Source organism: Stenotrophomonas genospecies 5 (assembly GCF_054473825.1).
Genome location: NZ_JBTMUW010000003.1, coordinates 86844 through 110696, shown reverse-complemented (window position 1 = coordinate 110696; position 23853 = coordinate 86844). Strand labels below are relative to the sequence as shown.

The following is a 23853-nucleotide window of genomic DNA, read 5'->3' as shown; positions in this document are numbered from 1 at the left end:
TCGGACCCCACCGGTCACAAGGTGATCCAGAAACAGCCGTACTGACGTCGCAGTCCCAGCACCGTCGCGGCGCGGGTGGCGCTGCCAGGCAGCGTCTGCTCAAGCCGCAGGCCTACGGGATGGCGCGACGTGGAGGGCTCGGTCGCGGATCCGGCCAGTGCAGGATCCTCGTCCTGGAGAGGGGCCTGTGCCTGCTGCGGATAGACCGGCACGACGTCCACCAGTGGCCGCCGCGCCAGCGACTCCAGCTGGCCGAGGATGCGCTGCGCGCCCGCGTCGGACACCGCCCCCCAGAGATAGAGTGAGGACAAGCGGTTCACGTCGTTGCCGGTGATGCCGGTGCGCAGGGCCTGTACCAGCTCGCTCAGGCGGCGCGGGCAGCGCGCCCCCAGCGAGTCCTGCGGCAGGTGGTTGCCGGCAGGAGCGGGAGGTGGCAGCCGTGATCGCGCGCCGATGCTGTCGCAGGGCCGGTCGGTGTAGACGCTCTGGCCTTGTGCATCGGTGCAGCGGTTCAGGCGCGAGGCCTGGCCGTGGGCAACGCCGGGCGCAGCGGACAGCAGCAGCGGCAGCAGCAGGAGTGAAATGGATCTCATCGACGCAGGGTAGCGCCGAATGCACGCGTGCAGCGTGCTTTCAGCCCTGCAGCAGTTTCAACACGGCCGTTGTCGGCTTGGCCAGGTTCAGTGTGTAGAAGTGCAGGCCCGGCGCGCCGCCTTCGATCAGGCGCTGGCACAGCTTGGCCACCACTTCGGCGCCGAATGCACGCACCGATGCCGCGTCATCGCCGTAGGCCTGCATCTTGCGGCCGATCCAGCGCGGGATCTCGGCACCGCATTGCTCGGAGAAGCGGCGCAGCTGGCTGAAGTTGGCGATCGGCATGATGCCGGGCGTGATCGGCACGTCCACGCCAAGCCGGCGCACTTCATCCACGAAGTGGAAGTAGGCGTCGGGGTTGAAGAAGTACTGGGTGATCGCCGCGTCGGCGCCGGCATCGATCTTGGCCTTGAAGTGCTTCAGGTCGGCCAGGGCATCGGAGGCCTGCGGATGTGTTTCGGGGTAGGCACCGACCTCGATGCGGAAGGCATTGCCATGTTCGGCACGGATGAAGGCGATCAGTTCGGCGGCGTAGCGCAGGTCGCCAGGAAAGCCCATGCCCGAGGGCAGGTCACCGCGCAGTGCGACCAGCCGGCGGCAGCCGATCGCGCGGTACAGCTTGAGCAGCTCGCGGATTTCCTGGCGGGTGCCGCCGACACAGGAGAGATGAGGCGCCGCCTCGAAGCCGTGGTGCTGGTTGAGATGGCGCACGGTCTCGGAGGTGTAGCTCAGGGTCGAGCCACCGGCGCCGAACGTACAGGACACGTACTCGGGCGCGTAGTCCTTCAGCTTCGCCGCGGCACGGTCGAGCTGGCTGCGCTGTTCGTCGGTCTTGGGCGGATAGAACTCGAAGCTGATGGCGGTCATGGCACGGGCGATGGCGGCGGGTGCGAACCAGTATATCGCTTCATCAAGATGGATGTGCAATGAATGTGTGAAGCGCCTGCCGCGAAGGGGGAAGGGCGGGTACCCTGTGCCACTGAATTCCTGATCACGCCGCACACCATGTCCATCGTCCTTACCGATTTCGCCCGTCCCCGCCTGTTCCCGCGCGTGCCACGCGGCAACACCATCCAGGACTGCACTGCCGAGCAGTTCGAGGCCCACCTCAATGCGCATGCGCCACTGAAGGTGCTCGACGGCTACGCGCCATTCTGCAAGCTGTTCGTCTACGAGAACTGGACCAGCACGCGCTGCCTGACCGTGCCGGTCACCGATGCCAACCGCCACCTGCTGCGCAGCGGCTACGAAGCGCGCAACCGCGATGAGCTGCCGGTGCTGGTGCGTTGGTTCGAAGGCGTCGAATCGCCGCGTGCGAACTACCTGGTGGTGATCCTGTACAGCGCCGAGCAGCTGGCCAAAGAGGGCTCACCGATCGATGCGGACTGGGGCATCGTCGGCTGCATCTACACTGCCGAACCGGAGGAGGTGCCGATGGCGCCGATCACGATGATGCGCAATGCGCTCGGTGTGGAGGAGGGGGGTTCCGGCGTGCCGCTGGACCGTGAGGCCTACCAGCGTTCGGTGGCGTTCTGGGAGAACAACGCCAACTGGCGGCCGTAAGCCCGGTCACGTGCGTCCGGCCGCGCTCAGCCGGAAAGCCATTCCCACCACGGGTAATGGTATTCGCGGTCGATTGCCTGCCAGTGCTGGCCGCAGTGTGCACAGGCGACCGTGTGGCAATCGCCCCAACCATCTTCGGCCTCCTGCAACGAGAGCAGCTGCATGTGGCCCTGTTCGAGCAGGCGCCGGGGATCGAAGAACGGGTAGGTGGGGTTGAGCGCGCACAGGCAACCCTCGCGCGCCTGCCAGTGGCGCAATCGTCGCAGCGCCGCCTTCAGGTGCGCCTGGTTGCTGACCAGCATGCCGCCGAGTTCGATGGGCTCGCAGTGTCGCTCGATCAGGTCGGCGTGCGATGCCAGGGCTTCCAGCGAGGAGGGGGTGAACAACCGTGCAACCGTACGCGCGGCGTCGGTGATGCGGCTGGCGTCGCGCGACAGCAGATCCTGCAGCAGCACGTCGGCCTGTGCATCGTCGAGCCGGGGTATCGGCGCTGCGGACCACGGCCAGCGCATCAGCGGGCCTTGCCGATGGCGGCGTAATGGCCGGCCGTAAGGCGCAGCAGGTCGGCCGGCGCCAGTTCCACTTCCAGTCCACGACGCCCGGCGCTGACATGCAGGCTGGGCAACACCTGCGCACTGGCATCCAGGAACGTGCGCAGGCGCTTCTTCTGCCCGAGCGGGCTGATGCCACCGACCACGTAGCCGGTGGCGCGCTGGGCGGCGTCGGCAGCGGCCATCTCACACTTCCGGCAGCCGGCTGCTTCCGCCAACGCCTTCAGGTCCAACTGGCCGGCCACCGGCACGATCGCCACCAGCAGCTCGTGGGTTTCGGTGCTGGCCAGCAGGGTCTTGAATACCTGTGCCGGGTTGAGGCCCAGCTTGTCGACGGCCTCGCCACCATACGATTCGGCGTGGGCATCGTGCACGTAGCTGCGTACGGTGTGGGCGATCTTCTCGCGCTTGAGCAGGGTGATGGCCGGAGTCATGGGCGCATCGTAGCGTGGGGCGACGCGGCTGCCTTGACCGAGGCTGTTGCCATGATCTGGTAGCGCCGGACCATGCCCGGTGGCGTGGAGATCGTATTGCCTGCGTGTCGATGAGCAGGCGCCCTGTACCCGCCGGGCATGGCCCGGCGCTACCGGCGTGCCGAATGCAGAACGGGCGCCCGAAGGCGCCCGTTCTTTCTGCTTCCGTTACCCCGGGCGCGGCATCAGTAGCGGTAGTGGTCCGGCTTGAACGGGCCTTCCACCGGCACGCCGATGTAGTCGGCCTGTTCCTGGGTCAGGGTGGTCAGCTTCACGCCGATCTTCTCCAGGTGCAGGCGTGCCACTTCCTCGTCCAGCTTCTTCGGCAGCAGGTAGACCTTCTTCTCGTAGCTGTCCTTGTTCGCCCACAGGTCGATCTGTGCCAGGGTCTGGTTGGCGAAGCTGTTGGACATCACGAAGCTCGGGTGGCCGGTGGCACAGCCCAGGTTCACCAGGCGGCCCTCGGCCAGCAGGAAGATCGCATTGCCGTTCGGGAAGACGTACTTGTCGACCTGCGGCTTGATGTTGACGTGCTTGATGCCCGGGTAGGACACCAGCGCATCGACCTGGATCTCGTTGTCGAAGTGGCCGATGTTGCAGACGATGGCCTGGTCCTTCATCGCGCTCAGGTGCTCGATGCGGATGATGTCCTTGTTGCCGGTGGTGGTGACGTACAGGTCGGCGCGGCCCAGGGTCGATTCGATGGTGTTGACTTCATAGCCTTCCATCGCTGCCTGCAGGGCGCAGATCGGATCGATTTCGGTCACGACCACGCGTGCGCCGTAGGCACGCAGCGAGGCGGCGCAGCCCTTGCCCACGTCACCGTAACCGCAGACCACGGCCAGCTTGCCGGCCAGCATCACGTCCATGGCACGCTTCAGGCCATCGGCCAGCGACTCGCGGCAGCCGTACAGGTTGTCGAACTTGCTCTTGGTGACCGAATCGTTGACGTTGATCGCCGGAATCAGCAGGGTGCCGGCCTGGGCCAGCTGGTACAGGCGGTGCACGCCGGTGGTGGTCTCTTCGGAGACGCCCTTCCAGTCCTTGACCACGCGGCCCCAGTAACCCGGGCGCTCCTTGGCCACGCGCTTGAGCAGGTTCTTGATGACCTGTTCCTCGTGCGAGGAGGAGGCGGTGTTGACCCAGTCACTGCCGTTTTCCAGCTCGTAGCCCTTGTGGATCAGCAGGGTGACGTCGCCACCGTCATCGACCACCAGCTCCGGACCGGTCAGGGTGCCGTCGGCCAGAGTGAAGGTCAGCGCGTCCAGGGTGCAGTCCCAGTACTCTTCCAGGGTCTCGCCCTTCCAGGCGAACACCGGGGTGCCGGTGGCGGCGATGGCCGCAGCCGCATGGTCCTGGGTCGAGAAGATGTTGCACGAGGCCCAGCGCACGTCGGCGCCGATGTCCTTCAGCGTTTCGATCAGCACCGCGGTCTGGATGGTCATGTGCAGCGAGCCGGTCACACGCACGCCCTTCAGCGGCAGCTCGGCCTGGTACTTGCGGCGGATCGACATCAGGCCCGGCATTTCATGCTCGGCGATGTCCAGTTCCTTGCGGCCCCAGTCGGCCAGGGTGATGTCGCGGATCTTGTAATCGCCTTCGGTGGAGAAGGTCTTGGCAACAGCGTTCATGCAGTAGCTCCGGTTGTGGGCGAGCGGGTGCTCGCATCTAGCCGGGCGCCGTTGTTACAGAGCCACCTCACCGAGCCTGGCCGGCCTCATGGGGGTCCGGTCGCAGCGCCCCTCGGGAGGGGAGAACGGCCATTATATCGCGCGCCCGGTGTTTCATCGGCGTGACCCAACCATCGGCAGATGGGCGCCTGTGCACGGACTGTTAAGGTCGGGTTTTAACGCACCCTCAGGTGGAACGATGAGCATGCATGTACGCCGCAACCGGCGCTTGACCGGCCTGGTCCTGTCCATGGCCCTGTTGGCGGTGGCCCCGCTGGCCTGGGCGGCAGCGCCGCAGCCTGCGGCGGCCCAGGCCCAGGGGGCAAACGGCTACGAGCTGCCCTCGGCCGAGCTGCAGGCGGTGGTCGACGCCCCGCGTGCGCCCTCGCTGTACCTGTCGCCGCGCCGCGATGTGGCCGCGCTGATGCAGATGCCGTCGCTGCCGTCGATCCAGGTGGTGGCCCAGCCGGAACTGAAGCTGGCAGGCCTGCGCATCAACCCGCGCACGTTCTCCGACAGCCGTTTCAGCTTCGGCGAGAAGCTGTGGCTGATGAGCGTGGCCGACGGCAGGGAGCGGCAGATCAGCGGCCTGCCGGGCACGCTGTCGATTGCCAGCCTGGCATGGTCGCCGGACCAGAAGTGGCTGGCCTTCAATCAGGTCGACGCCGCCAGTGGCGCCAATGAACTGTGGCTGGTGGATGTGGCCGCCGGCAGCGCCCGTCGCCTGGTCGCCGGCCTGAACACGGTGATCGGCAGCGGCTACCAGTGGCTGCCGGACAGCCGTGGTCTGGTGGTGTTCACCCGCCCGGCCAACCTCGGCGCCGCCCCGGCCGCCGACGGCATTCCCACCGGCCCCGCCGTGCAGCAGACCAGCCAGGGCGGCGGCGTGGTGTCGATCCGTACCTATCAGGACCTGCTGAAGAACGAGGCCGACGCGCGCCAGTTCGACTACTACGCCACCACCCAGCCGATGGAAGTCAGCCTGGATGGCCGCACCCGCGCGATCGGCGCGGCGGGCATCTTCATGGGCTTCTCGGTATCGCCGGATGGCCGCTTCGTGCTGCGCCAGCCGGTGCAGCGGCCTTACTCCTATGTGGTGCCGGTCAGCAGCTTCCCGCGCCGCATTGAAGTGATCGACCGTGCCAGCGGCCAACTGGTGCACACCGTGGCCGTGCGCCCGCTGGTGGAAGGCCTGCCGACCGGCAACGACGCCGAAGTGACCGGCGTACGCGACATCATCTGGCGCGGCGATGCCGATGCCACGCTGGTCTGGGCCGAGGCCCAGGATGGTGGTGATCCGAACCGCGACGCCAAGGTGCGCGACGCGGTGCTGATGCAGGCCGCCCCGTTCGACAGGCCGCCGGTGACGCTGGCCCAGCTCGGCAGCCGTCTGGCCGGCATCAGCTGGGGCCGTGGCGACCTGGCCCTGCTCACCGAGTCGTGGTGGAAGACCCGCAGGACCAAGACCTGGTTGATTGCCCCGGACAACGCCGGTGCCGAGCCCCGCCTGCTGTGGGATCGTGATGCGCAGGACCGCTATTCCGATCCGGGCCGGCCCCAGCTGTCCAGCGACGATCGCGGCCGCTCGCTGCTGCAGACCAGCCCCGATGGTGGCAGCCTGTATCTGGTCGGTGCCGGTGCTTCGCCGGAAGGTGACCGTCCGTTCGTGGACCGCTTCGACATCGCCAGCGGAAAGGCCACCCGCCTGTTCCACTCGCAGGCGCCGAACTATTCGGTGCCGGTGGCATTGCTGGACAACCAGGGCAGCTCGCTGCTGCTGAGCCGTGAAAGCCCGGACGAGCCGACCAACTTCCATGTGCAGTCGCTCACCGATGCCAGCGCGGCACCGCGCGCGCTGACCCACTTCCCGCATCCGCTGCCGCAGCTCAAGGGCGTGCAGAAGGAGCAGATCCGCTACAAGCGTGCCGACGGCGTGGACCTCACGGCCACGCTGCTGCTGCCGCCGGGCTACGATCCCACGCGCGACGGCCCGCGCCCGCTGCTGATGTGGGCCTACCCGGGCGAGTTCAAGAGCGCCGCGGCCGCCAGCCAGGTCACCGATTCGCCGTACCGTTTCAACGCGATCAGCTACTGGGGCCCGCAGGCCTTCCTGGCCAAGGGCTATGTGGTGCTGGCAAGTCCTTCGATGCCGATCATCGGCGAGGGCGACAAGGAACCCAACGACACCTATATCGAACAGCTGGTGGCCAATGCCCAGGCTGCGGTGGACGAAGTGGTGCGCCGTGGCGTGACCGACCGCGACCATATCGCCATCGGCGGCCATTCCTACGGTGCGTTCATGACCGCGAACCTGCTTGCGCATACGCGCCTGTTCAAGGCCGGCATCGCCCGCAGTGGTGCCTACAACCGTACGCTGACGCCGTTCGGCTTCCAGGCCGAAGAGCGCAACTACTGGCAGGCGCAGGACGTGTATCAGAAGATGGCGCCGTTCAACTATGCGGACCGGATCAAGGATCCGATCCTGTTCATTCACGGCGTGGATGACAACAATTCCGGCACCTTCCCGATGCAGAGCGAGCGCATGTTCGCTGCGGTGAAGGGACTCGGAGGGACGGCGCGCCTGGTGATGCTGCCGAACGAATCGCACGCCTATCGTGCACGCGAATCGATCATGACCATGCTGGCCGAGAGCGAGCGCTGGCTGGAGCAGACCATCGGCCCGGCAGCCTCGGGCAAGGCGAAGAAGAAGCGCTGACACGTGCATGCCGGCGGCCCCTGCGAGGGGGCCGCCCCGACGCGGTTGCATTCCACATCGGCAGCGCTGGCGTTGCATGCAGATGAAACCATTTCTGCATCGCAGCACAGCCCCCGATCTGGGATAGGCTTGGATCCAGGATCCGTTGACCGAGGCCCGTGCGTCGCCGATGAACGAGTACCGCAGCAGCATCGAGTTTGCTTCTCCCGATCTTCCGCTCCGCGATGACGTGCGCCGGCTCGGCGCGCTGGTCGGCGACCTGCTGGTCGAGCAGGTTTCGGCAACCTTCCTCGACGATGTCGAGGATGTGCGCACGCGGGCCATCGCCCGCCGCGAAAACCAGGCGCCGCTGTCGGAGCTGGCCGATGGCCTGGCCGGTCGTACGCCGCAGCAGGCCGAGACGATGGTGCGGGCATTCAGCACCTACTTCCAGGTGGTCAACATTGCCGAGCGCGTGCACCGCATCCGCCGCCGCCGCGACTACCAGCGCGCCGGTACTGCCGCGCCGCAGCCGGATGGCCTGCAGGATGCGCTGCAGCACCTGAAGGCGCAGGGCGTGACGCTGGATGAGTTGGCGCAGTGGCTGCCGCGCATCGATATCGAACCGGTGTTCACTGCGCATCCGACCGAAGCCGTGCGCCGCGCACTGCTGGAGAAAGAGCAGCTGATGGTGGCCAGCCTGGTCGACAACCTCGACGGCCAGCGCACGCCGGGCGAGGCGGCAGCGGATGCTGCACGCTTCCGCATGGCGCTGACCGCTTCCTGGCAGACCACCGACTCCTCGCCGGTGCGGCCGACGGTCGATGACGAGCGCGAGCATGTCGGCTTCTATCTGGTGCAGGTGCTGTACCGGGTGATACCCGTGCTGTACGAATCCCTGCAGCAGGCGCTGCGTGATACCTATGGCGAAGAACTGGCGCTGCCGCGCCTGCTGCGTTTCGGCACATGGGTGGGCGGCGACATGGACGGCAACCCGAACGTGGACGCCCGCACCATCCGCAGCACACTCGATGCCCAGCGACAGGCAGTGCTGGGGCGCTACCAGAAGGAACTGCTGCAGCTGGCCAGCCTGCTCAGCCAGTCCACCGAGCGGGTGGGCGTGAGCGATGCGCTGCAGGCGCGCGTGTCGCATTACCAGCAGCTGTTGCCGAAGGTGCAGTCGCGCCCGCGGCACGCCGACATGCCGTACCGGCTGCTCAACGACCGCATGCGTGCGCGCCTGCAGGCCACCCTGGACGATGCAGAGGGGGCCTATGCAGGCCCGGACGAGCTGATCGACGATCTGCAGCTGATCCTCGACAGCCTGCGTGCCAACCGTGGCGAGCATGCCGGCGGATTCGCCGTGCAGCGACTGTTGTGGCGGGTGAAGACGTTCGGCTTCCATCTGGCGCGGCTGGACGTGCGGCAGGAATCGAGCGTGCATGCGCGCGCGCTGGCGGCGGTGCTGGGCGGCGAAGCGGCGTGGGATGGATTGGATCCATTGGCCCGCGCCGGCCTGCTCGGGCCATACGCCAGCGGCGAGCAGCCGCTGCCGGTGGGCGACGACGAGGGCAACCAGCGACTGGATGCGGTGTTCGCGGCGCTGGCCGACGCGCGCGCGCGGCATGGCAGCGAGGCGCTGGGCAGCTACATCATCTCGATGGCACATGATCGCAGCGATGTGCTGGCCGTGCTGGCGCTGGCGCGCCGTGGCGGATTGGCTGACGAGGACGGCGCGGTGCCGCTGGACATCGCACCGCTGTTCGAGACGGTGGACGATCTCAAGCGCGGTACTGCGACGCTGCGTGACCTGCTGGCCGATCCGGTCTATCGCGCTCATCTGCGGGCACGCGGTGATGTGCAGATGGTGATGCTGGGTTATTCCGACAGCAGCAAGGACGGCGGCATCGCCGCTTCGCGCTGGGGCCTGCAGCGTGCGCAGGTGGAACTGCTGGACGTGGCGGCCGAGGCCGGCATCCGCCTGACCTTCTTCCACGGCCGTGGTGGTTCGATCAGCCGGGGCGGTGGCAAGACCACGCACGCGGTGGACGCGTCGCCACGTGGCAGCATCGATGGTCGCCTGCGCGTGACCGAGCAGGGCGAGGTGATCCACCGCAAGTACGGCATCCGCGCGCTGGCGCTGCGATCGCTCGAGCAGGCCACCGGCGCCGTGCTGCGGGCCAGCCTTCGTCCGCGTGCCGCGGAACCCCGCGAGGAGGGCTGGCGGCCGGTGATGGACGGGGTCGCCACGGCCAGCAGCGAGGTCTATCGCGCCTTCGTCGGCCAGGCCGGTTTCATGGATTACTTCCGAACGGCGACGCCGATCGATGTGATCGAGCGGATGACGCTGGGTTCACGGCCGTCGCGTCGTCTCGGCCAGGATGCGGCACTGGGCAACCTGCGTGCGATCCCGTGGGTATTCGCCTGGAGCCAGGCCCGCGCGGTGATTCCCGGCTGGTATGGCGTGGGCAGCGGCCTGCAGGCGGCGGTGGATGCCGGCCATGAACCTGTCCTGCGCGACATGGCGCGCGACTGGCCGTTCTTCCGCACCTTCCTGGACGACATCGCAATGGTGCTGTCCAAGGGCGATATCACCATCGCCGAACAGTTCTCGCGTCTCTCCGGTGACCTGCACGGGCGCTTTTTCCCGCAGATCCAGCACGAACTGGCGCTTACCCGCCGCTGGCTGCTGGCACTGATGGACCAGCAGACCTTGCTGGAGCACGATGCGCGACTGGCGCTGTCGATCCGCCTGCGCAATCCCTACGTCGATCCGATCAGCGTGCTGCAGGTGGACCTGCTGCAGCGCTGGCGCGAAAGCGGGCGGGAGGACGAAGAACTGCTGCGCGCGCTGGTGGCCTGCGTGAATGGTGTCTCGCAGGGCGTGCAGAACACCGGGTGATCCGCATCCGCCGGGCATGGCCCGGCGCTACCCGCCTCGGTGGGTGCGGGGCTTGCCCCGCACGCTCTCATTCTTCAGGCGAAGGCGGATTGGACGCCAGCAGTTCCAGGTGCCGTTGCTCCATTTCCTGCCGCAGCTGGCGCCGGATCAGCGCGGCGGCCTGCCGGCGCTTCTCGTCCGAACTGGCGGGCTGCAGCGGGGGGACAGGCGTTGGCCGCCCCTCTTCGTCCACCGCCACCATGGTGAAGAAACAGCTGTTGGCGTGGCGCACGCTGCGCTTGAGAATGTCCTCGGCCACGACCTTGATGCCGATCTCCATCGACGAGGTGCCGGTGTAGTTCACCGAGGCCAGGAACGTCACCAGTTCGCCCACCGCGATCGGTTGGCGGAACATCACCTGGTCCACCGACAGGGTGACCACGTAGCTGCCGGCGTAGCGGCTGGCACAGGCGTAGGCAACCTGGTCGAGCAGGCGCAGGATGGCGCCGCCGTGGACCTTGCCGGAGAAGTTGGCCATCTCCGGCGACATCAGCACGGTCATGGACAGCTGGTGGGTTTTGAGTTCGGTCGACATGCACCGATTGTATCGGCGTGGCGTAGCTCGTGTGGAGCCCAGCCCGTGCTCGGCTGCTCTCGGCGCAGGCAAAAGAAAGCCGAGCATGGGCTCGGCTCTACAGAAAGCAGAAGGGCCGCTTGCGCGGCCCTTCGTGTTTCTTACTTCAGCTTCGCATCGGCGCGCAGGGCGGCGGCACGATCGGTCTTCTCCCAGGAGAAGGCCGTGGCGTTGACCGTCTCGCCGGCACCGTTGAGGTAGCTGAACTCCTTCGGCTTGCGGCCGAAGTGGCCATAGGCCGCAGTCTGCTGGTACATCGGGTGGATCAGGTCCAGCATCTTGATGATGCCGTACGGGCGCAGGTCGAAGTGCTTGCGGATCAGCTTCTCGATCTTGTCGTCGCTGATCTTGCCGGTGCCGAAGGTGGTGACCGAGATCGAAGTCGGCTCGGCCACGCCGATGGCGTAGGAGACCTGCACTTCGCAGCGGTCGGCCAGGCCGGCGGCGACCACGTTCTTGGCGACGTAGCGGGCAGCGTAGGCGGCCGAGCGGTCAACCTTGGACGGATCCTTGCCGGAGAACGCGCCGCCACCGTGACGGGCCCAGCCGCCGTAGGTGTCGACGATGATCTTGCGGCCGGTCAGGCCGCAGTCGCCCACCGGGCCGCCGATCTCGAACTTGCCGGTCGGGTTGATGTGGAACTTGGTGCCCTTGTGCAGCCACTTGGCCGGCAGCACCGGCTTGATGATCTCTTCGCGGACGGCCTCGATCAGGTCCTTCTGCTTGATGCCCGGGGCGTGCTGGGTGGACAGCACCACCGCGTCGATGGCGGCCACTTCGCCGTTCTCGTAGCGCAGGGTGACCTGGCTCTTGGCGTCCGGGCGCAGCCACGACAGCGGCGAGTTCTTCTTCTTGCGGATCTTGGCCTGCTGCTCGACCAGACGGTGCGACAGGTGGATCGCGGCCGGCATGTAGCTGTCGGTCTCGTTGGTGGCGTAGCCGAACATCAGGCCCTGGTCGCCCGCGCCCATTTCTTCCGGCTTCTTGCGGTCCACGCCCTGGGCGATGTGCGGCGACTGCTTGCCGATCAGGTTCAGCACGCCGCAGGTGGCGCCGTCGAAGCCGACGTCGGAGCTGTCATAGCCGATGTCCAGGATGACCTTGCGGGTCAACGCTTCGAGGTCGATCCAGGCGCTGGTGGTGATCTCACCGGCAACAATGGCCACACCGGTCTTGACCATGGTCTCGCAGGCCACGCGGGCGCGCTGGTCCTGGGTCAGGATCGCGTCCAGCACCGCGTCGGAGATCTGGTCGGCAATCTTGTCCGGATGGCCTTCGGAGACCGATTCGGAGGTGAACAGGTAGCTGGACATCAGGCTTAATATCCCTTGATTCGGATGGAAAGATGGGCGCGCATCATACACGGGGTGCGCCGCCCGTGCATTGTGAACCCGTACGGGTTGCCGGTGGTTAAGGTGACGTGCCCTCTGGCACAAGGCCTGGCGGGCGTCTGCAGGACACGGTGCGCAGGCAGTGTTCCACTGGCGTGCCCATTGCCGCAAGGCCGTGTTGCGGGGGGGAAGGGGCGGTTCCGGCGTTGCCGGAGCGGGACCGGCCGTCATCGTTCTGCCCCGAAACCGCCATCTGCCTGCCGCGTGCCAGGCGCAGGCTGTCGGCCAATCCGGCCGCCGGGTATCAGTGAGCACGCCATGCAGGAACTCGAACAGCGTCTGCAGCAACGCTTTCCGGAGTGGTTCCACGGCCGCCGCGGCCAGCTCGCGCGACCACTGCTGCGCAGTGTCGGTCGCTGGTCGCGGCTGGACCGGGTGGAGGACTTCCTGCGGCGCAACGCTAACGTGCGCGGATTCGGCTTCGTGGCCGCCGGACTGGAGTTCCTGGACGGCCAGTACCAGGTGGATCCGGCCGCCCTGGCCCGCATTCCGGCCACGGGCCGTCTGCTGATCGTGGCCAATCATCCTTCCGGTGCACTCGACGCGCTGGCGCTGCTGGACGCGGTCGGCCGCATCCGCCGCGACGTGCGGATCGTGGCCAACGATCTGCTGGGCGCCATCGGCCCCCTGCAGGACCTGCTGCTGCCGGTCCGCATCCTCGGCGGCAAGGTCCAGCGCGGCAGCCTGCAGGCGGTGGAGCAGGCGCTGGCCGCCGAGCAGTGCGTGATCGTGTTTCCGGCCGGCGAGGTATCCCGGCTGTCGTTGCGCGGCATCCGTGATGGTCGCTGGCAGCGCGGGTTCGTCAGGTTCGCCCGGGCCGCCGGCGCCCCGGTGTTGCCGGTGAGGGTGGAGGCACGCAATTCGGCCCTGTTCTACGGCGCCTCGACCCTGTTCAAGCCAGCCGGCACCGCGCTGCTGGCGCGCGAGATGTTCGCGCGGCGTGGTCGGCCGCTGCGGTTGCGCGTCGGTGAACCGATGCAGCTGGGACAGGGCGACCCGGGCGAACAGCTGCTGGCGGTACGGCGCGCGGTGTATGCGCTGGGCCGCGACCTGCGCCCCGGCGAGACTGCCGGTGCAGGCCCCGAACCACTGGCCGCACCGGTGCCGCCGTCGCAGGTGGCGGCCGCCATCGCTGGCGCTGTCCGGCTCGGACAGACCGCCGACGGCAAGCAGATCCTGCTGGCCAGCTGCAGCGCCGACTCGCCGCTGCTGCTGGAACTGGGACGCCTGCGCGAGCTGACGTTCCGCCAGGTGGGCGAGGGTACCGGCCACAGCCGCGACCTGGACGCCTTCGATCCGCAGTACGAGCACATCGTGATCTGGGACGCTGCCGCGCAGCGCATCGCGGGCGCGTACCGCATCATGCGGGGCGCGCACGCCCTGGCCCGGCGCGGACTGGCAGGGCTCTACAGCGCGTCGCTGTTCCGCTATTCCGACGATGCCATCACCCATATCGCCGAGGGGCTGGAGCTGGGCCGCAGCTTCGTGGTGCCCGATTACTGGGGCAGCCGCAGCCTGGACTACCTGTGGCAGGGAATCGGCGCCTACCTGCAGTGCCGGCCCGGCATCCGCTACCTGTTCGGTGCGGTATCGATCAGTGCGGCGCTGCCGCGCGATGCGCGCGAGCAACTGGTGGCCTACTACCAGCGCTACTACGGCGGCATCGCCGGCCTGGCCGAGTCGAACCGGCCCTTCCAGTACTTCGCGGCACCGCCCAGTTTCGGCGAACTGGATGCGGGCGCAGCCTTCGATGTCCTGAAGGCCAACCTGGCCGCACTCGGGACCGGCGTGCCGACCCTGTACCGCCAGTACACCGACCTGTGCGAGCCCGGTGGCGCGCGCTTCCTTGCGTTCGGTGTCGACCCGGCGTTCAGCGACTCGATCGACGGTCTGATCGAGGTGGACCTGTGCGCGATCCGACCGCACAAGCGCAAGCGCTACCTGCGCGATGCCGGAGCGCAGGCATGAGCGCGCTGGCGACGTTGTCGCCACACCGTCGCGCCGTGTTCGTCTCCGACGTGCATCTGGGGTCGCGTCACTGCCACGCGGCCGAACTGGCCGTGTTTCTCACCCAGCTGCGCTGTGAACGGTTGTACCTGGTCGGTGACATCATCGACCTGTGGTGGATGGCGCATCATCGCGCCAACTGGCGGCAGTCGCACAGCGACGTCATCCAGGCGCTGCATGCACTGCGTCGCAACGGTACCGAGATCATCTACATCCCCGGCAATCACGATGCCTCGCTGCGCCATGTCTGCGGGTTGATGCTGCCGGCGATGCAGGTGCGTCGTCGTGCGATCCATGTGACCGCCGATGGGCGACGGTTGCTGGTCGCCCATGGCGACGACTACGACGGTGTCACCCATTTCGGCGGCCTGCAGGAAAAGTTCGGCGACTGGCTGTACTACCGCATCCTGACCGGCAACCAGGCGCTCAACGCGGTACGCCGCCGGCTGGGCATGCGCTACTGGTCGCTGTCGGAATTCCTCAAGAAGCGCAGTGGTGCGGCCGAGCGCTACATCGAGCGCTTCGTGCAGGCCGGGCTGGACGACGTGCGCCGGCGCGGCCTGGACGGCATCATCTGCGGGCACATCCACCGTGCGGCGCTGGTCGAGCGCGACGGCCTGGTCTACGCCAACGACGGCGACTGGGTGGAGAGCCTGACCGCGCTGGCCGAAGATCATGACGGCGCGCTGCGCCTGCTCGATCACCATGGGCGGACGCTGGTGGAGCTGCCCGGCGCAGCCCGGCGCGCGGCAGCTGCCTGAGCCCAGCGGCACCGGCCACCGTCCGGGCTCTGCTGTCGCCCGGCAAAGCCGTTAGCATCGGGCCATGGATTCCTTGACCCAGATCGTTCTCGGCGGCGCCGTAGCCGCTGCCATCGCCCCGCCCGGACATCGCCGCGCGGCCCTGCTGGCCGGTGCCGCACTGGGCACCTTGCCGGATCTGGATGCCTTGTGGCTGGGCTTCACTGCCGAGGATCCCGTAGCGGTGATGGTCGACCACCGCAGCTTCAGCCATTCGCTGCTGGTGTTGCCCTGGGTGGCGGCGTTGATCTGGTGGCTGTTCAAGCGCTACGGACGGGGGCGGGTGGCGCAGTCGCCGCTGCGCTGGTTCTGGGCCATCCAGCTGGCGCTGGTCACCCATCCGCTGCTGGATGCGCTCACCGTCTACGGCACCCAGCTGTGGTGGCCACTGCGGCCACACCCGACCATGGGCTCAAGTGTTTTCATCATCGATCCGGCGTACACGGTATGGCTGCTGCTGGGCTGCGTGGTGGCGTGGTTCGGGCGCGCGCGGCCGTGGGCCGGCAAGGTGCTCGGGCTCGCCCTGGTGCTCAGTACCGGCTACCTGGGATGGGGCCTGCTGGCCAAGGCTCAGGTCGACCGTGCCGCCCAGCAGAGCCTTGCGGCCATGGGGCTGGGCGATGCACCACGATTCTCGGTGCCGATGCCGTTCAACACCCTGCTGTGGCGGGTGGTGGCGATGACCCCGAACGGTTACGTGGTCGGCGATCGCTCGCTGGTGGCCGACCGCGGCCCGATGCAGTTCGAAGGCCACCCGTCCAATGTGCAGGCCCTGCGTGAAGCGCAGTCGATTCCGGCGGTTCAACGCCTGCAGTGGTTCAACCGTGGCTTCATGCGTGCGCAGATAGTGGACGGAATGCTGGTGCTGAGTGATCTGCGCATGGGCCTGGAGCCGGATTACACCTTCAACTTCGCGGTGGCACGGCAGGTCGATGGGCGCTGGCAGGCGATCGTGCCCGAGCAGCGGCGCACGGATTACAGCAGCCCAGCGGCGCGCGCCGATGTCGGCGTCAGGCTGGCCGCGATGTGGCAGCGGATCTGGCATGCGCCGGCAGCGACGGGCGCCACCGGCGGTGGTGCCCCGGTGCACGCGGGCGATTGATCGGCAGGCGGAGATGCTGTGCCGGCGTCAGGCCGGCGGTGCTGTGCGGTTGAGCTGGATCGAGCGATGCAGGACCTGGCGCGGCGCATTGGCGATGTCGAAGCCGACGAATGCCAGCAGGAACTGCAGACCTGAAATCAGCGAAACCATGACGATCACGAGCGTACCGACCGGCGTCGCAACCTCCGCCGATGCCGATGCGATCCAGTGGTACGCGCCGAACACGCCACCGAAGGCAAGCAGTCCCAGCCCGGCGATCAGCTCCAGCGAGGCGATGGTCAGGTCGCGCAGGAAATAGTTGTAGCCGACACGCTTGAGCGTGTTGCGCACGTGCTTGAAGGCGAACTCGCCCAGTACCCGGCTGATGCGCAGGTTGCTGGTCTCGTCGGCATAGCGCGCGTCCATCGCCACGTCCTGCACCACGGCACGCACGGTGTTGAGGCGGAACAGCATGTCGGTCTCGAAGAAGTAGCGGTCGCTGATCGCATCCAGGGGCAGGTGGCTGGCAACGCGGGCGTGGATGGCGGTGTAGCCGTTGGTCGGGTCGAACACCTGCCAGTAGCCGGAAGACGCCTTGCTCATGAACGACAGCGCGAGGTTGCCGATCCGCCGCAGCAGCGGCATGCGACGGATGTGGCTGAGGTTCCAGAAGCGGTTGCCCTTGGTGTAGTCGGCGTTGCCCTCGACGATGGGAGCGACGAAGTCCATCAGCAGTGTGGGATCCATCTGGCCGTCGCCATCGACCTTCACCAGGATGTCCATGCCCTCGGCGATGGCCGCGCGGTAGCCGGTCTTGATCGCACCACCGACGCCGCGGTTCTGCGCATGGAACAGCACCCTGACCCGGGGATCGCGCGTGCTGTCCTGGACCATCCGGCCGCTGCCATCCGGGCAGGCATCATCAACGCAGTAGATCGCGGTGACCGCATCGTCGATCGCTGCGAGCACGCCGAGCACGTGGCGGGTCACCCGGTAGCAGGGAATGATGACGGCGATCTTCGGTGGCGTGGCCGGGCGCGCGTAGGCGTTCATCTGCATCGTCCTCAGGGCTGCGGCGTCGCCGGCGGCTGCGCGGGCGCGGCCAGCATCGCGGCTGCGGGCACTTCCACCAGGTCGGCGTACATCGAACGGGGTTCGGCGACGTCGCTGACCATCACATGGTGATAGCGGTTGAACGTGGTGTTGAAGCGGTCTTCGGGCATGTCCGGGAAGCGCGCGCGGAAGTACGCCAGCTGCGGGAAATACAGCGTGTGGTTGACTGCCGGGATACCGACGCCGGACAGCAGCGCACCGTAGCGCCCTTCGACCACCAGCGCTCCGTCCGCAGCCTGCCGTGCACCGCGCGCCTGCATCGACGCCAGCACGGCGCTGCGGTCCATGTCGAAGATCGGCCGGGCCGACTGCACCGGATTGAACAGCCCGTTGGTCAGCACGTTGCCGAGCGCGGCCACCGCCAGCACCAGCGCCACCGGATGCGCGGCGAACCGCGGGCGGCGCGCGGCGAAGGCCAGCACGCCCACGCACAGCAGTGGCCATGCATCGGCCGTGGCATGCAGCCGGCTGAAACTGCCCTGGCCGAAGGCGAACTTGAGCAGGCATCCCGCCAGCAGCAGGGCCGCGAGCAGCAGCAGGCGGCCGCGGCCCAGGCGCACCCCGCCGCGCACCAGCACGATCGCGCAGCCGATGTTCAGCAGCAGGCCCAATGCCAGCAACGCACGGGTGGGCGGCACCATCGACAGTCCGGTCAGCTGGCCGATCCGCAGCGGCACCGGCAGGAAGATCCAGCAGGCGACCAGCGCGATGCCGGCGGCCAGCACCGCCAGCGACAGCCGGTGGCCGCGCGCCCAGCGCAGCACCTGCGTCCAGTCGGCGAGGATGGCGGTGAACAGCGGCAGCAGGCTGCTGAACACTGCGATCTCGCAGGCGTTGGACGGCTCGAACGCAGGCAGCGGATAGAACCCGCGCGTCATCAGGTTGGGGAACCCGTGGGTGAGCAGCGCGACCGGGCTGACCCCGCCGCCGGCGCTCTCGCGCTGGCCGGGATAGACGGTGTTGCGGACGATCTCGATCGCTTCGTGGAAATAGCCCAGGAACGCCAGCAACGCCAGGCCGCCGGCGACCGCCGCGTCGAGCAGGCGTGCCACTGTCAACGCATCGCGGCGGAAGGCCAGCACCAGCACGCCCATGGCCAGCAGCGCTGAAATGATGAAGGGCGGGTAGGCCACGGCCAGCAGCCAGACCACCAGTGCGTAGGCGCTGGCGAGGGTGCGCAGCCAGCGGTTGTCGATCCGCAGCCAGGCCACGGCTACCCACGGTGCCAGCGCGAACGCGCCCCAGTTGGTCGTCCACCACACCTGCACGTAGGGCGAGAAGTACAGGGTCAGCGCGACCAGCATGGCCGCCAGCGGCGGAACCCGCAGCTGGCGCAGGAACAGTGCCCAGCCGCAAAGGAACGCCATCGCCATGAACATGAAGAAGAACGAGTAGGCGTTGGCCGGTGGCAGGATGAAGAAGGCCCAGTGGTACGGCTTGAACAGCAGGCCCCAGTCCAGCAGCGGAAGCGCCTGGAACGAGCGCAGCGTCTCGTGGTATGGCGAAAACGCGTTGGTCGCGCCGAAGTCGTTGGCCACCGCGATCTGCACGTAAGGGGTGTAGACCATCCACTCGTCCATGCGGATGCCCCGCGCCTTGCCGAGCAGGGGCTCGATCGGCGCCAGCCCCAGGTACTGGCTGGCCATCGCATAGGACGAGGGCGTCAGTGCAAATGCGACATACAGCAGGCACAGCACCGCCACGATGCCCAGGCATAGACGGGCCTGGCGGGAGTCGAGGCCATCCAGCAGGCCGCCTTCCCGCGCGGCGAGGGGCAGCGTGCTACCCGGAGTCGTTGCGCGTGCTGTCATCAGGAATCCCTTCAGGCGCGGAGCTCGGTGGTCCCGTTGCCGCGCACGCGGAAGGGGCCGGGTCCAGCGCGCGCCCGTCCTCGACGCCAGCCCGCGACGATTCTAGCGGGTTGCCAGCCATGCGGCGCGTGGCACTGCCGCAGCGCAGCGGTGCAGGCGCCGGTCAATACACCGTCGCGCGGCCCTGCACGAACGAGAAGAAGAACACGGCATTGGGATCGTTCTGCACCAACCGGAACTCGCGACGCATGCCCTCCACCGTATCCTCGTCCACGGTGCCGGCCTGCAGCAGCTGCTCGGCGGCCGACAGCAGCAGCTGCTCCCAGAACGCGATCATCGTCTTGCGCCGCGCCGGCTCGCGGTTGTCCAGGTGGATCGTCTTGATCTCGGTATGCACATCGCGGAAACCACCGGCCAGCAGCAGGTTGCCGAGCTTGGCGCCGACGAAGGGATCGCCGCCGTGGTCGTACTGGAAATCATTGAACGCCATCCAGTAACGCCAGATGTGCGGCGAATACGGATCGAGCAGGAACGATGCGTTCATCACTTCGGTGATGTAGACCGGCGATCCCGGTGCGAGTACGCGGCGCACTTCGCTGAGCACGCGGGCCGGCGAAGGTACATGCTCCAGCACCCAGCACAGGAATGCCGAATCGAAGCTGCGTGCCTCGAACGGCAGCTCGCCTGCATCGGCCTGCTGCAGGGTGTAGCGATCGCTGCACCACGGCGTGCGCGCGAGGTTCTCGCGGGCGGTCGCCAGCTGCGTTTCGCTCAGGTCCACGCCGGTCACGTGCAGGTCCGGGAAGCGGCGCAGCAGGATCTCGGTCTGCGCGCCGACGCCGCTGCCGACTTCCAGCAGGCGTCGTGCGCTGCCGTAGTCGATCTGGCCGAAGATGCTCGATTCCAGCAGGCGGGCCTGGGTCATCAGGCGCTGCTGTTCGGTGCCGGAGAACCCGTGCAGGTAGGTGGGGGAGGAAATCGGCGGTGTCATGGTCGCGGGCTCGTGGTGCGTCGTGCAGGGTCGACTGCGGGGCGTGCGGGGTCAGGCAGCCGACGGCAGCGCCGGTTGCCCGGCGATCAGTCGGTCGAAGTACTCGGTGGTCAGCGTGATCTGGCTCTGCGGATCTTCGGCGCGGTTGACCACGGCGCGGAACGCCGCATTCTCGGGCCGGTCCTTGGCGTACCAGCCCAGGTGCTTGCGCGCGATGCGCACGCCCTGCGGCTCGCCATAGAAGGCATGCAGGGCGTGCAGGTGGCCAAGCAGGATATCGCGCACTTCGGCCAGTGACGGCGGGGCCAGTTCCTCGCCGGTGGCCAGGTAGTGCGCCACCTCGCGGAAGATCCACGGCCGGCCCTGCGCCGCGCGACCGATCATCACTGCGTCCACGCCGGTCTGCTGCAGGACGAAGGCGGCCTTGCGCGGCGAATCGATGTCTCCATTGGCGATCACCGGAATGCGCAGCGCTGCCTTGATCTCGCCGATCGTGGCGTACTCGGCCTGGCCGGTGTAGTGCTGGTCGCGGGTGCGGCCGTGCACAGCCAGGGCGGCGATGCCGCTGTCCTCGGCGATGCGCGCGATCAGCGGCCCATTGCGGTGGTCGCAGTCCCAGCCGGTGCGGATCTTCAGCGTGACCGGCACATCGACCGCGTTGACCACGGCAGCAAGGATGCGCGCCACCAGCGATTCGTCACGCATCAGCGCCGAACCGGCCCAGGCATTGCAGACCTTCTTGGCCGGGCAGCCCATGTTGATGTCGATGATCTGCGCACCATGGTCGACGTTGTAACGCGCCGCCTCGGCCAGCTGCTGCGGCTCGGTGCCGGCGATCTGCACGCTGATCGGTGCCGGTTCACCCTCATGGTCCATGCGGTGGATCGACTTGCGCGTGTTCCAGAAGCGCGGGTCGCTGATGGTCATCTCGGAGGCGGCCAGGCCCGCGCCCAGCCGTTTGCACAGCAGGCGGAACGGCTTGTCGGTGACGCCGGCCATGGGCGCCAGCACGACGTTGGGAGCAATGATGTAGGGGCCGATCTGCATACGCCCATTGTAGGCCGCAGGCGGTCACATGGCCGGGTCGGCGAGGCGCCGGTTCAGGCCGATCCGGACCGACCTCATGCCGTACGGGCATCAGCAGATGCTTGACGGTTGCTTCCGCCGCCCCCAGTGGCGGGTCATGGTGGGCGGCTGGGGCAGGGCTGCGTGCCCTGCATGGGCGCAGGCAGAAAAAGGCCCGGGCACCTGCGCGCCCGGGCCGGTTCATGCAGCTGCGGCGTGGACCTACCGGATTTCCACGTCGGCCGGGGTCAGCCGTGGCATCGCCGCTGCGGCGCCTTCCTTCTCGGTCGAGCGGCCCGCGAACTGGTTGGCGAAGCGCACATGGCGTGCGAACGGCGCCTCCGGCAGCTGGGCAAGGGAGGCGGCCAGCGCGCCGTTGAAGGCGTCGCCGGCACCGGTGGTATCGATCGCCTGCACCTGCTCGGCACCCACGCGGTAGTACGGCTGGGTGTCGCCGCGCAGGTTCTCATCGGCATGCGAAACGAACACGCCCACCGAGCCCAGGGTCACCACCACGGTACCGTTGCCGACCAGCTTGCGGCACAGCGCATGCAGGCTGGCACCATCCAGCGCGGCCACGTCGTTGGCATCCACGCGCTCGCCGACATGGCGGCCCAGCAGGGCAGCGAACTCGGTCTCGTTCGGGGTGATCACATCGGCCAGCTTGAGCAGGCCGATGGTCGAGGGGGCGTCGGCCGGTGCGGTGTTGAGCACGGTGGTGACACCGGCCTCGCGGGCGGCAGCCAGTGCCGCCTCGATGGTCTGCACCGGCGACTCCAGCTGCACCAGCACCACCTGGGCACCGGTCAGCAGCGCCTGTTGCTGCTGCAGGAAATCGGTGCTCAGGGCGGCATTGGCGCCCGGGCCGATCACGATGGTGTTACGACCCCGTGCATCGACATAGATGCCGGCGGTGCCGGTCGGTTCGTTGCTGGCTTCGGCGATCAGCGCGAAACCGTCCTGGCCGGCGAGGTCGCGGGCGGTGGCACCGCCGGCGTCATCACCCAGGGCGCACACGAAGTGGGTGTCGGCGCCCGCGCGGCATGCGGCCACGGCCTGGTTGAAGCCCTTGCCACCGGGGCCGGTGCTGTAGCGGCCGGCAATGGTCGCGCCCGGTGCCGGCAGCGACTCGCACCGCCACACGTGATCGACATTGAAGGAACCGACGACAACGACACTGCTGCTCATAGGGAATCTTTTCTCGAACTAGGGTTCAACTGAAATGCGTCAGCACGCCGGCGATGGTCGCCGTCATGAAGGTGGCGATGGTACCGCCCAGTACCGCGCGCAGGCCGAACTTGGCCAGGTCGTGGCGACGTTCCGGGGCCAGGCCACCGATGCCGCCGATCTGGATTGCGATCGAGCTGAAGTTGGCGAAGCCGCACAGCGCATAGGTGGCGATCAGGCGACCTTCGTTGGACAGGGTCACGCCGGCGACCTGGCCGTTCACGATCTGCGACAGCTCGGTATAGGCGACGAACTCGTTGATCACGACCTTCTGTCCGATCAGCGACCCCACGGTGGTGGCGTCGGCCCACGGAGTGCCGATCACCCAGGCGATCGGTGCCAGCAGGTAGCCGAAGATGGTCGACAGGTTGGTCGGCTTGCCGATCTGTGCGGCCAGGCCGGTCACTTCGCCGAGCCAGGTCAGCGGGGCGTTCAGCAGGGCGATCAGGGCGATGAAGGCCAGCAGCATCGCGCCGATGTTCAGCGCCAGCTTCAGGCCGTCGCCGGCGCCGGCCGCCGCCGCGTCGATGATGTTGCTGGAGGTCTTCTCCACTTCCATCTTCACCGTGCCGCGGGTCAGCGGGGTGCCGGTTTCCGGGATCAGCAGCTTGGCCACCACCAGCGTGGCCGGTGCGGCCATGATGCTGGCCGCCAGCAGATGCTTGGCGTAGAACGCCTGCTGGGTCGGGTCGCCCCCGCCGAGCATGCCCACGTAGGCCGCCAGCACGCCGCCAGCGATGTGGGCCATGCCACCGATCATCATGGTCAGCAGCTCGGACTGGGTCATCTTGGCGATGTACGGGCGCACGGTCAGCGGCGCCTCGGTCTGGCCGATGAAGACGCTGGCGCAGACGCTGGTGGTTTCGGCACCGGACACGCGCATCACCTTGGTGATCGCCCACGCCATCACCCGGACGATCGCCTGCATGACGTTCAGGTGGTACATCACGCCCATCAGCGCGGAGAAGAAGATGATGGTCGGCAGCACCTGGAAGGCGAAGATGAAGCCGTAGTTCTGGACGTCCATCAGCGAGCCGAAGATGAACTTCGAGCCCTCGTTGACGAAGCTCAGGACCTTCACGAAGCCGTGGCCGAGCGCATCGAACACGTCGCGGCCGCCGGGGACCAGGATCACCAGCGCCGCAAAGGCGATCTGCAGGGTGATGCCGGTGGCGACGAGCTTCCAGTCCACCGCGCGCTTGTTGTTGGAAAACAACCAGGTGATGCCGATCAGCACCGCCAACCCGAACAGGCCGAAGCCGATCCTGCCCAAACCTTCGACCATGTGAGTGACTCCCCTGGGGCG

At 67.7% G+C, this 23853-nt stretch carries 19 protein-coding genes and 1 riboswitch; of the genes, 6 read left to right on the top strand and 13 right to left on the bottom strand.

Translation table 11 applies throughout. The features are described from left to right. Nucleotides 1-14: 14 nt before the first annotated feature. Both ACX9OW_RS17580 and metF read right to left on the bottom strand, forming a co-directional pair. Entirely contained in the window at nucleotides 15-593 is a 579-nt protein-coding gene (locus ACX9OW_RS17580; RefSeq protein WP_459062625.1) for a DUF4124 domain-containing protein, read from the bottom strand. 40 nt (nucleotides 594-633) lie between these two features. After that, nucleotides 634-1461, bottom strand: a complete 828-nt coding sequence (gene metF / locus ACX9OW_RS17575) for a methylenetetrahydrofolate reductase [NAD(P)H] (protein WP_053516480.1) — start codon at nucleotides 1459-1461, stop codon at nucleotides 634-636. A 138-nt stretch (nucleotides 1462-1599) separates the two neighbouring features. Here metF and ACX9OW_RS17570 point away from each other — a divergent pair, with 138 nt between their 5' ends. Next, nucleotides 1600-2157, top strand: a complete 558-nt coding sequence (locus ACX9OW_RS17570) for a DUF3228 family protein (RefSeq protein WP_065182799.1) — start codon at nucleotides 1600-1602, stop codon at nucleotides 2155-2157. Nucleotides 2158-2183: 26 nt separating this feature from the next. On the opposite strand, the gene ACX9OW_RS17565 is transcribed toward ACX9OW_RS17570, so the two are convergent. The 3 genes from ACX9OW_RS17565 to ahcY form a co-directional block, all read right to left on the bottom strand. Next, nucleotides 2184-2669, bottom strand: coding sequence for a hypothetical protein (locus ACX9OW_RS17565; RefSeq protein WP_459062624.1), 486 nt, complete (start codon nucleotides 2667-2669; stop codon nucleotides 2184-2186). Continuing rightward, nucleotides 2669-3142, bottom strand: coding sequence for a Cys-tRNA(Pro) deacylase (gene ybaK, locus ACX9OW_RS17560; RefSeq protein ID WP_180875710.1), 474 nt, complete (start codon nucleotides 3140-3142; stop codon nucleotides 2669-2671). The genes ACX9OW_RS17565 and ybaK overlap by 1 nt, the downstream gene beginning before the upstream one ends. Nucleotides 3143-3366: 224 nt before the next feature. Continuing rightward, nucleotides 3367-4812 (bottom strand): adenosylhomocysteinase, encoded by a 1446-nt coding sequence (gene ahcY / locus ACX9OW_RS17555; RefSeq protein WP_065182797.1) that lies wholly within the window; start codon nucleotides 4810-4812, stop codon nucleotides 3367-3369. A 36-nt stretch (nucleotides 4813-4848) separates the two neighbouring features. After that, a riboswitch (S-adenosyl-L-homocysteine riboswitch) is annotated at nucleotides 4849-4932 on the bottom strand. Nucleotides 4933-5050: 118 nt separating this feature from the next. On the opposite strand from ahcY, the gene ACX9OW_RS17550 reads away from it, so the two are divergent. Beyond that, nucleotides 5051-7567, top strand: a complete 2517-nt coding sequence (locus ACX9OW_RS17550) for a S9 family peptidase (protein ID WP_459062623.1) — start codon at nucleotides 5051-5053, stop codon at nucleotides 7565-7567. A 169-nt stretch (nucleotides 7568-7736) separates the two neighbouring features. Beyond that, nucleotides 7737-10448 carry a phosphoenolpyruvate carboxylase gene (gene ppc, locus ACX9OW_RS17545; protein ID WP_180875759.1) on the top strand — a complete coding sequence of 904 codons (2712 nt, stop codon included), beginning with the start codon at nucleotides 7737-7739 and terminating at the stop codon, nucleotides 10446-10448. Nucleotides 10449-10515: 67 nt separating this feature from the next. On the opposite strand, the gene ACX9OW_RS17540 is transcribed toward ppc, so the two are convergent. Next, entirely contained in the window at nucleotides 10516-11022 is a 507-nt protein-coding gene (locus ACX9OW_RS17540; protein ID WP_053516435.1) for an acyl-CoA thioesterase, read from the bottom strand. Nucleotides 11023-11162: 140 nt separating this feature from the next. Continuing rightward, complete coding sequence (gene metK, locus ACX9OW_RS17535; RefSeq protein WP_053516433.1) at nucleotides 11163-12374, bottom strand: methionine adenosyltransferase; 1212 nt, start codon at nucleotides 12372-12374, stop codon at nucleotides 11163-11165. Nucleotides 12375-12710: 336 nt separating this feature from the next. On the opposite strand from metK, the gene olsF reads away from it, so the two are divergent. From olsF to ACX9OW_RS17520, 3 genes are all read left to right on the top strand, one after another. Continuing rightward, a complete protein-coding gene (olsF, locus tag ACX9OW_RS17530) occupies nucleotides 12711-14420 on the top strand; it encodes a bifunctional ornithine lipid synthase OlsF (protein ID WP_279942597.1) in 1710 nt (569 codons plus the stop codon). Beyond that, nucleotides 14417-15220: a UDP-2,3-diacylglucosamine diphosphatase gene (locus ACX9OW_RS17525; RefSeq protein ID WP_053516431.1), complete on the top strand. Its 804-nt coding sequence runs from the start codon at nucleotides 14417-14419 to the stop codon at nucleotides 15218-15220. The genes olsF and ACX9OW_RS17525 overlap by 4 nt, the downstream gene beginning before the upstream one ends. Before the next feature lie 64 nt (nucleotides 15221-15284). Further along, nucleotides 15285-16361: a metal-dependent hydrolase gene (locus ACX9OW_RS17520; protein WP_164151660.1), complete on the top strand. Its 1077-nt coding sequence runs from the start codon at nucleotides 15285-15287 to the stop codon at nucleotides 16359-16361. Between the two features lie 27 nt (nucleotides 16362-16388). Here the strand turns inward: ACX9OW_RS17520 and ACX9OW_RS17515 are convergent, their stop codons facing one another. From ACX9OW_RS17515 to ACX9OW_RS17490, 6 genes are all read right to left on the bottom strand, one after another. Further along, entirely contained in the window at nucleotides 16389-17393 is a 1005-nt protein-coding gene (locus ACX9OW_RS17515; protein WP_253119389.1) for a glycosyltransferase, read from the bottom strand. 11 nt (nucleotides 17394-17404) lie between these two features. Further along, nucleotides 17405-19264, bottom strand: a complete 1860-nt coding sequence (locus ACX9OW_RS17510) for a DUF7657 domain-containing protein (RefSeq protein WP_253119386.1) — start codon at nucleotides 19262-19264, stop codon at nucleotides 17405-17407. 163 nt (nucleotides 19265-19427) lie between these two features. After that, nucleotides 19428-20255, bottom strand: coding sequence for a methyltransferase domain-containing protein (locus tag ACX9OW_RS17505; protein WP_053516428.1), 828 nt, complete (start codon nucleotides 20253-20255; stop codon nucleotides 19428-19430). Between the two features lie 51 nt (nucleotides 20256-20306). Continuing rightward, the gene (gene dusB / locus ACX9OW_RS17500; protein WP_253119383.1) at nucleotides 20307-21302 is read right to left on the bottom strand and encodes a tRNA dihydrouridine synthase DusB; all 996 of its coding nucleotides are present in this window, start codon (nucleotides 21300-21302) and stop codon (nucleotides 20307-20309) included. 240 nt (nucleotides 21303-21542) lie between these two features. Next, complete coding sequence (locus ACX9OW_RS17495) at nucleotides 21543-22508, bottom strand: ribokinase (protein ID WP_459062622.1); 966 nt, start codon at nucleotides 22506-22508, stop codon at nucleotides 21543-21545. 25 nt (nucleotides 22509-22533) lie between these two features. Continuing rightward, nucleotides 22534-23832: a NupC/NupG family nucleoside CNT transporter gene (locus ACX9OW_RS17490; protein ID WP_053516424.1), complete on the bottom strand. Its 1299-nt coding sequence runs from the start codon at nucleotides 23830-23832 to the stop codon at nucleotides 22534-22536. Nucleotides 23833-23853 lie beyond the last annotated feature (21 nt).

Excerpts from the sequence above, each read along its gene's own strand:
- ACX9OW_RS17580 (WP_459062625.1), bottom strand. The coding sequence starts at position 593 with ATGAGATCCATTTCACTCCTGCTGCTGCCGCTGCTGCTGTCCGCTGCG.
- metF (WP_053516480.1), bottom strand. The coding sequence starts at position 1,461 with ATGACCGCCATCAGCTTCGAGTTCTATCCGCCCAAGACCGACGAACAG.
- ACX9OW_RS17570 (WP_065182799.1), top strand. The coding sequence starts at position 1,600 with ATGTCCATCGTCCTTACCGATTTCGCCCGTCCCCGCCTGTTCCCGCGC.
- ACX9OW_RS17565 (WP_459062624.1), bottom strand. The coding sequence starts at position 2,669 with ATGCGCTGGCCGTGGTCCGCAGCGCCGATACCCCGGCTCGACGATGCA.
- ybaK (WP_180875710.1), bottom strand. The coding sequence starts at position 3,142 with ATGACTCCGGCCATCACCCTGCTCAAGCGCGAGAAGATCGCCCACACC.
- ahcY (WP_065182797.1), bottom strand. The coding sequence starts at position 4,812 with ATGAACGCTGTTGCCAAGACCTTCTCCACCGAAGGCGATTACAAGATC.
- ACX9OW_RS17550 (WP_459062623.1), top strand. The coding sequence starts at position 5,051 with ATGAGCATGCATGTACGCCGCAACCGGCGCTTGACCGGCCTGGTCCTG.
- ppc (WP_180875759.1), top strand. The coding sequence starts at position 7,737 with ATGAACGAGTACCGCAGCAGCATCGAGTTTGCTTCTCCCGATCTTCCG.
- ACX9OW_RS17540 (WP_053516435.1), bottom strand. The coding sequence starts at position 11,022 with ATGTCGACCGAACTCAAAACCCACCAGCTGTCCATGACCGTGCTGATG.
- metK (WP_053516433.1), bottom strand. The coding sequence starts at position 12,374 with ATGTCCAGCTACCTGTTCACCTCCGAATCGGTCTCCGAAGGCCATCCG.
- olsF (WP_279942597.1), top strand. The coding sequence starts at position 12,711 with ATGCAGGAACTCGAACAGCGTCTGCAGCAACGCTTTCCGGAGTGGTTC.
- ACX9OW_RS17525 (WP_053516431.1), top strand. The coding sequence starts at position 14,417 with ATGAGCGCGCTGGCGACGTTGTCGCCACACCGTCGCGCCGTGTTCGTC.
- ACX9OW_RS17520 (WP_164151660.1), top strand. The coding sequence starts at position 15,285 with ATGGATTCCTTGACCCAGATCGTTCTCGGCGGCGCCGTAGCCGCTGCC.
- ACX9OW_RS17515 (WP_253119389.1), bottom strand. The coding sequence starts at position 17,393 with ATGAACGCCTACGCGCGCCCGGCCACGCCACCGAAGATCGCCGTCATC.
- ACX9OW_RS17510 (WP_253119386.1), bottom strand. The coding sequence starts at position 19,264 with ATGACAGCACGCGCAACGACTCCGGGTAGCACGCTGCCCCTCGCCGCG.
- ACX9OW_RS17505 (WP_053516428.1), bottom strand. The coding sequence starts at position 20,255 with ATGACACCGCCGATTTCCTCCCCCACCTACCTGCACGGGTTCTCCGGC.
- dusB (WP_253119383.1), bottom strand. The coding sequence starts at position 21,302 with ATGCAGATCGGCCCCTACATCATTGCTCCCAACGTCGTGCTGGCGCCC.
- ACX9OW_RS17495 (WP_459062622.1), bottom strand. The coding sequence starts at position 22,508 with ATGAGCAGCAGTGTCGTTGTCGTCGGTTCCTTCAATGTCGATCACGTG.
- ACX9OW_RS17490 (WP_053516424.1), bottom strand. The coding sequence starts at position 23,832 with ATGGTCGAAGGTTTGGGCAGGATCGGCTTCGGCCTGTTCGGGTTGGCG.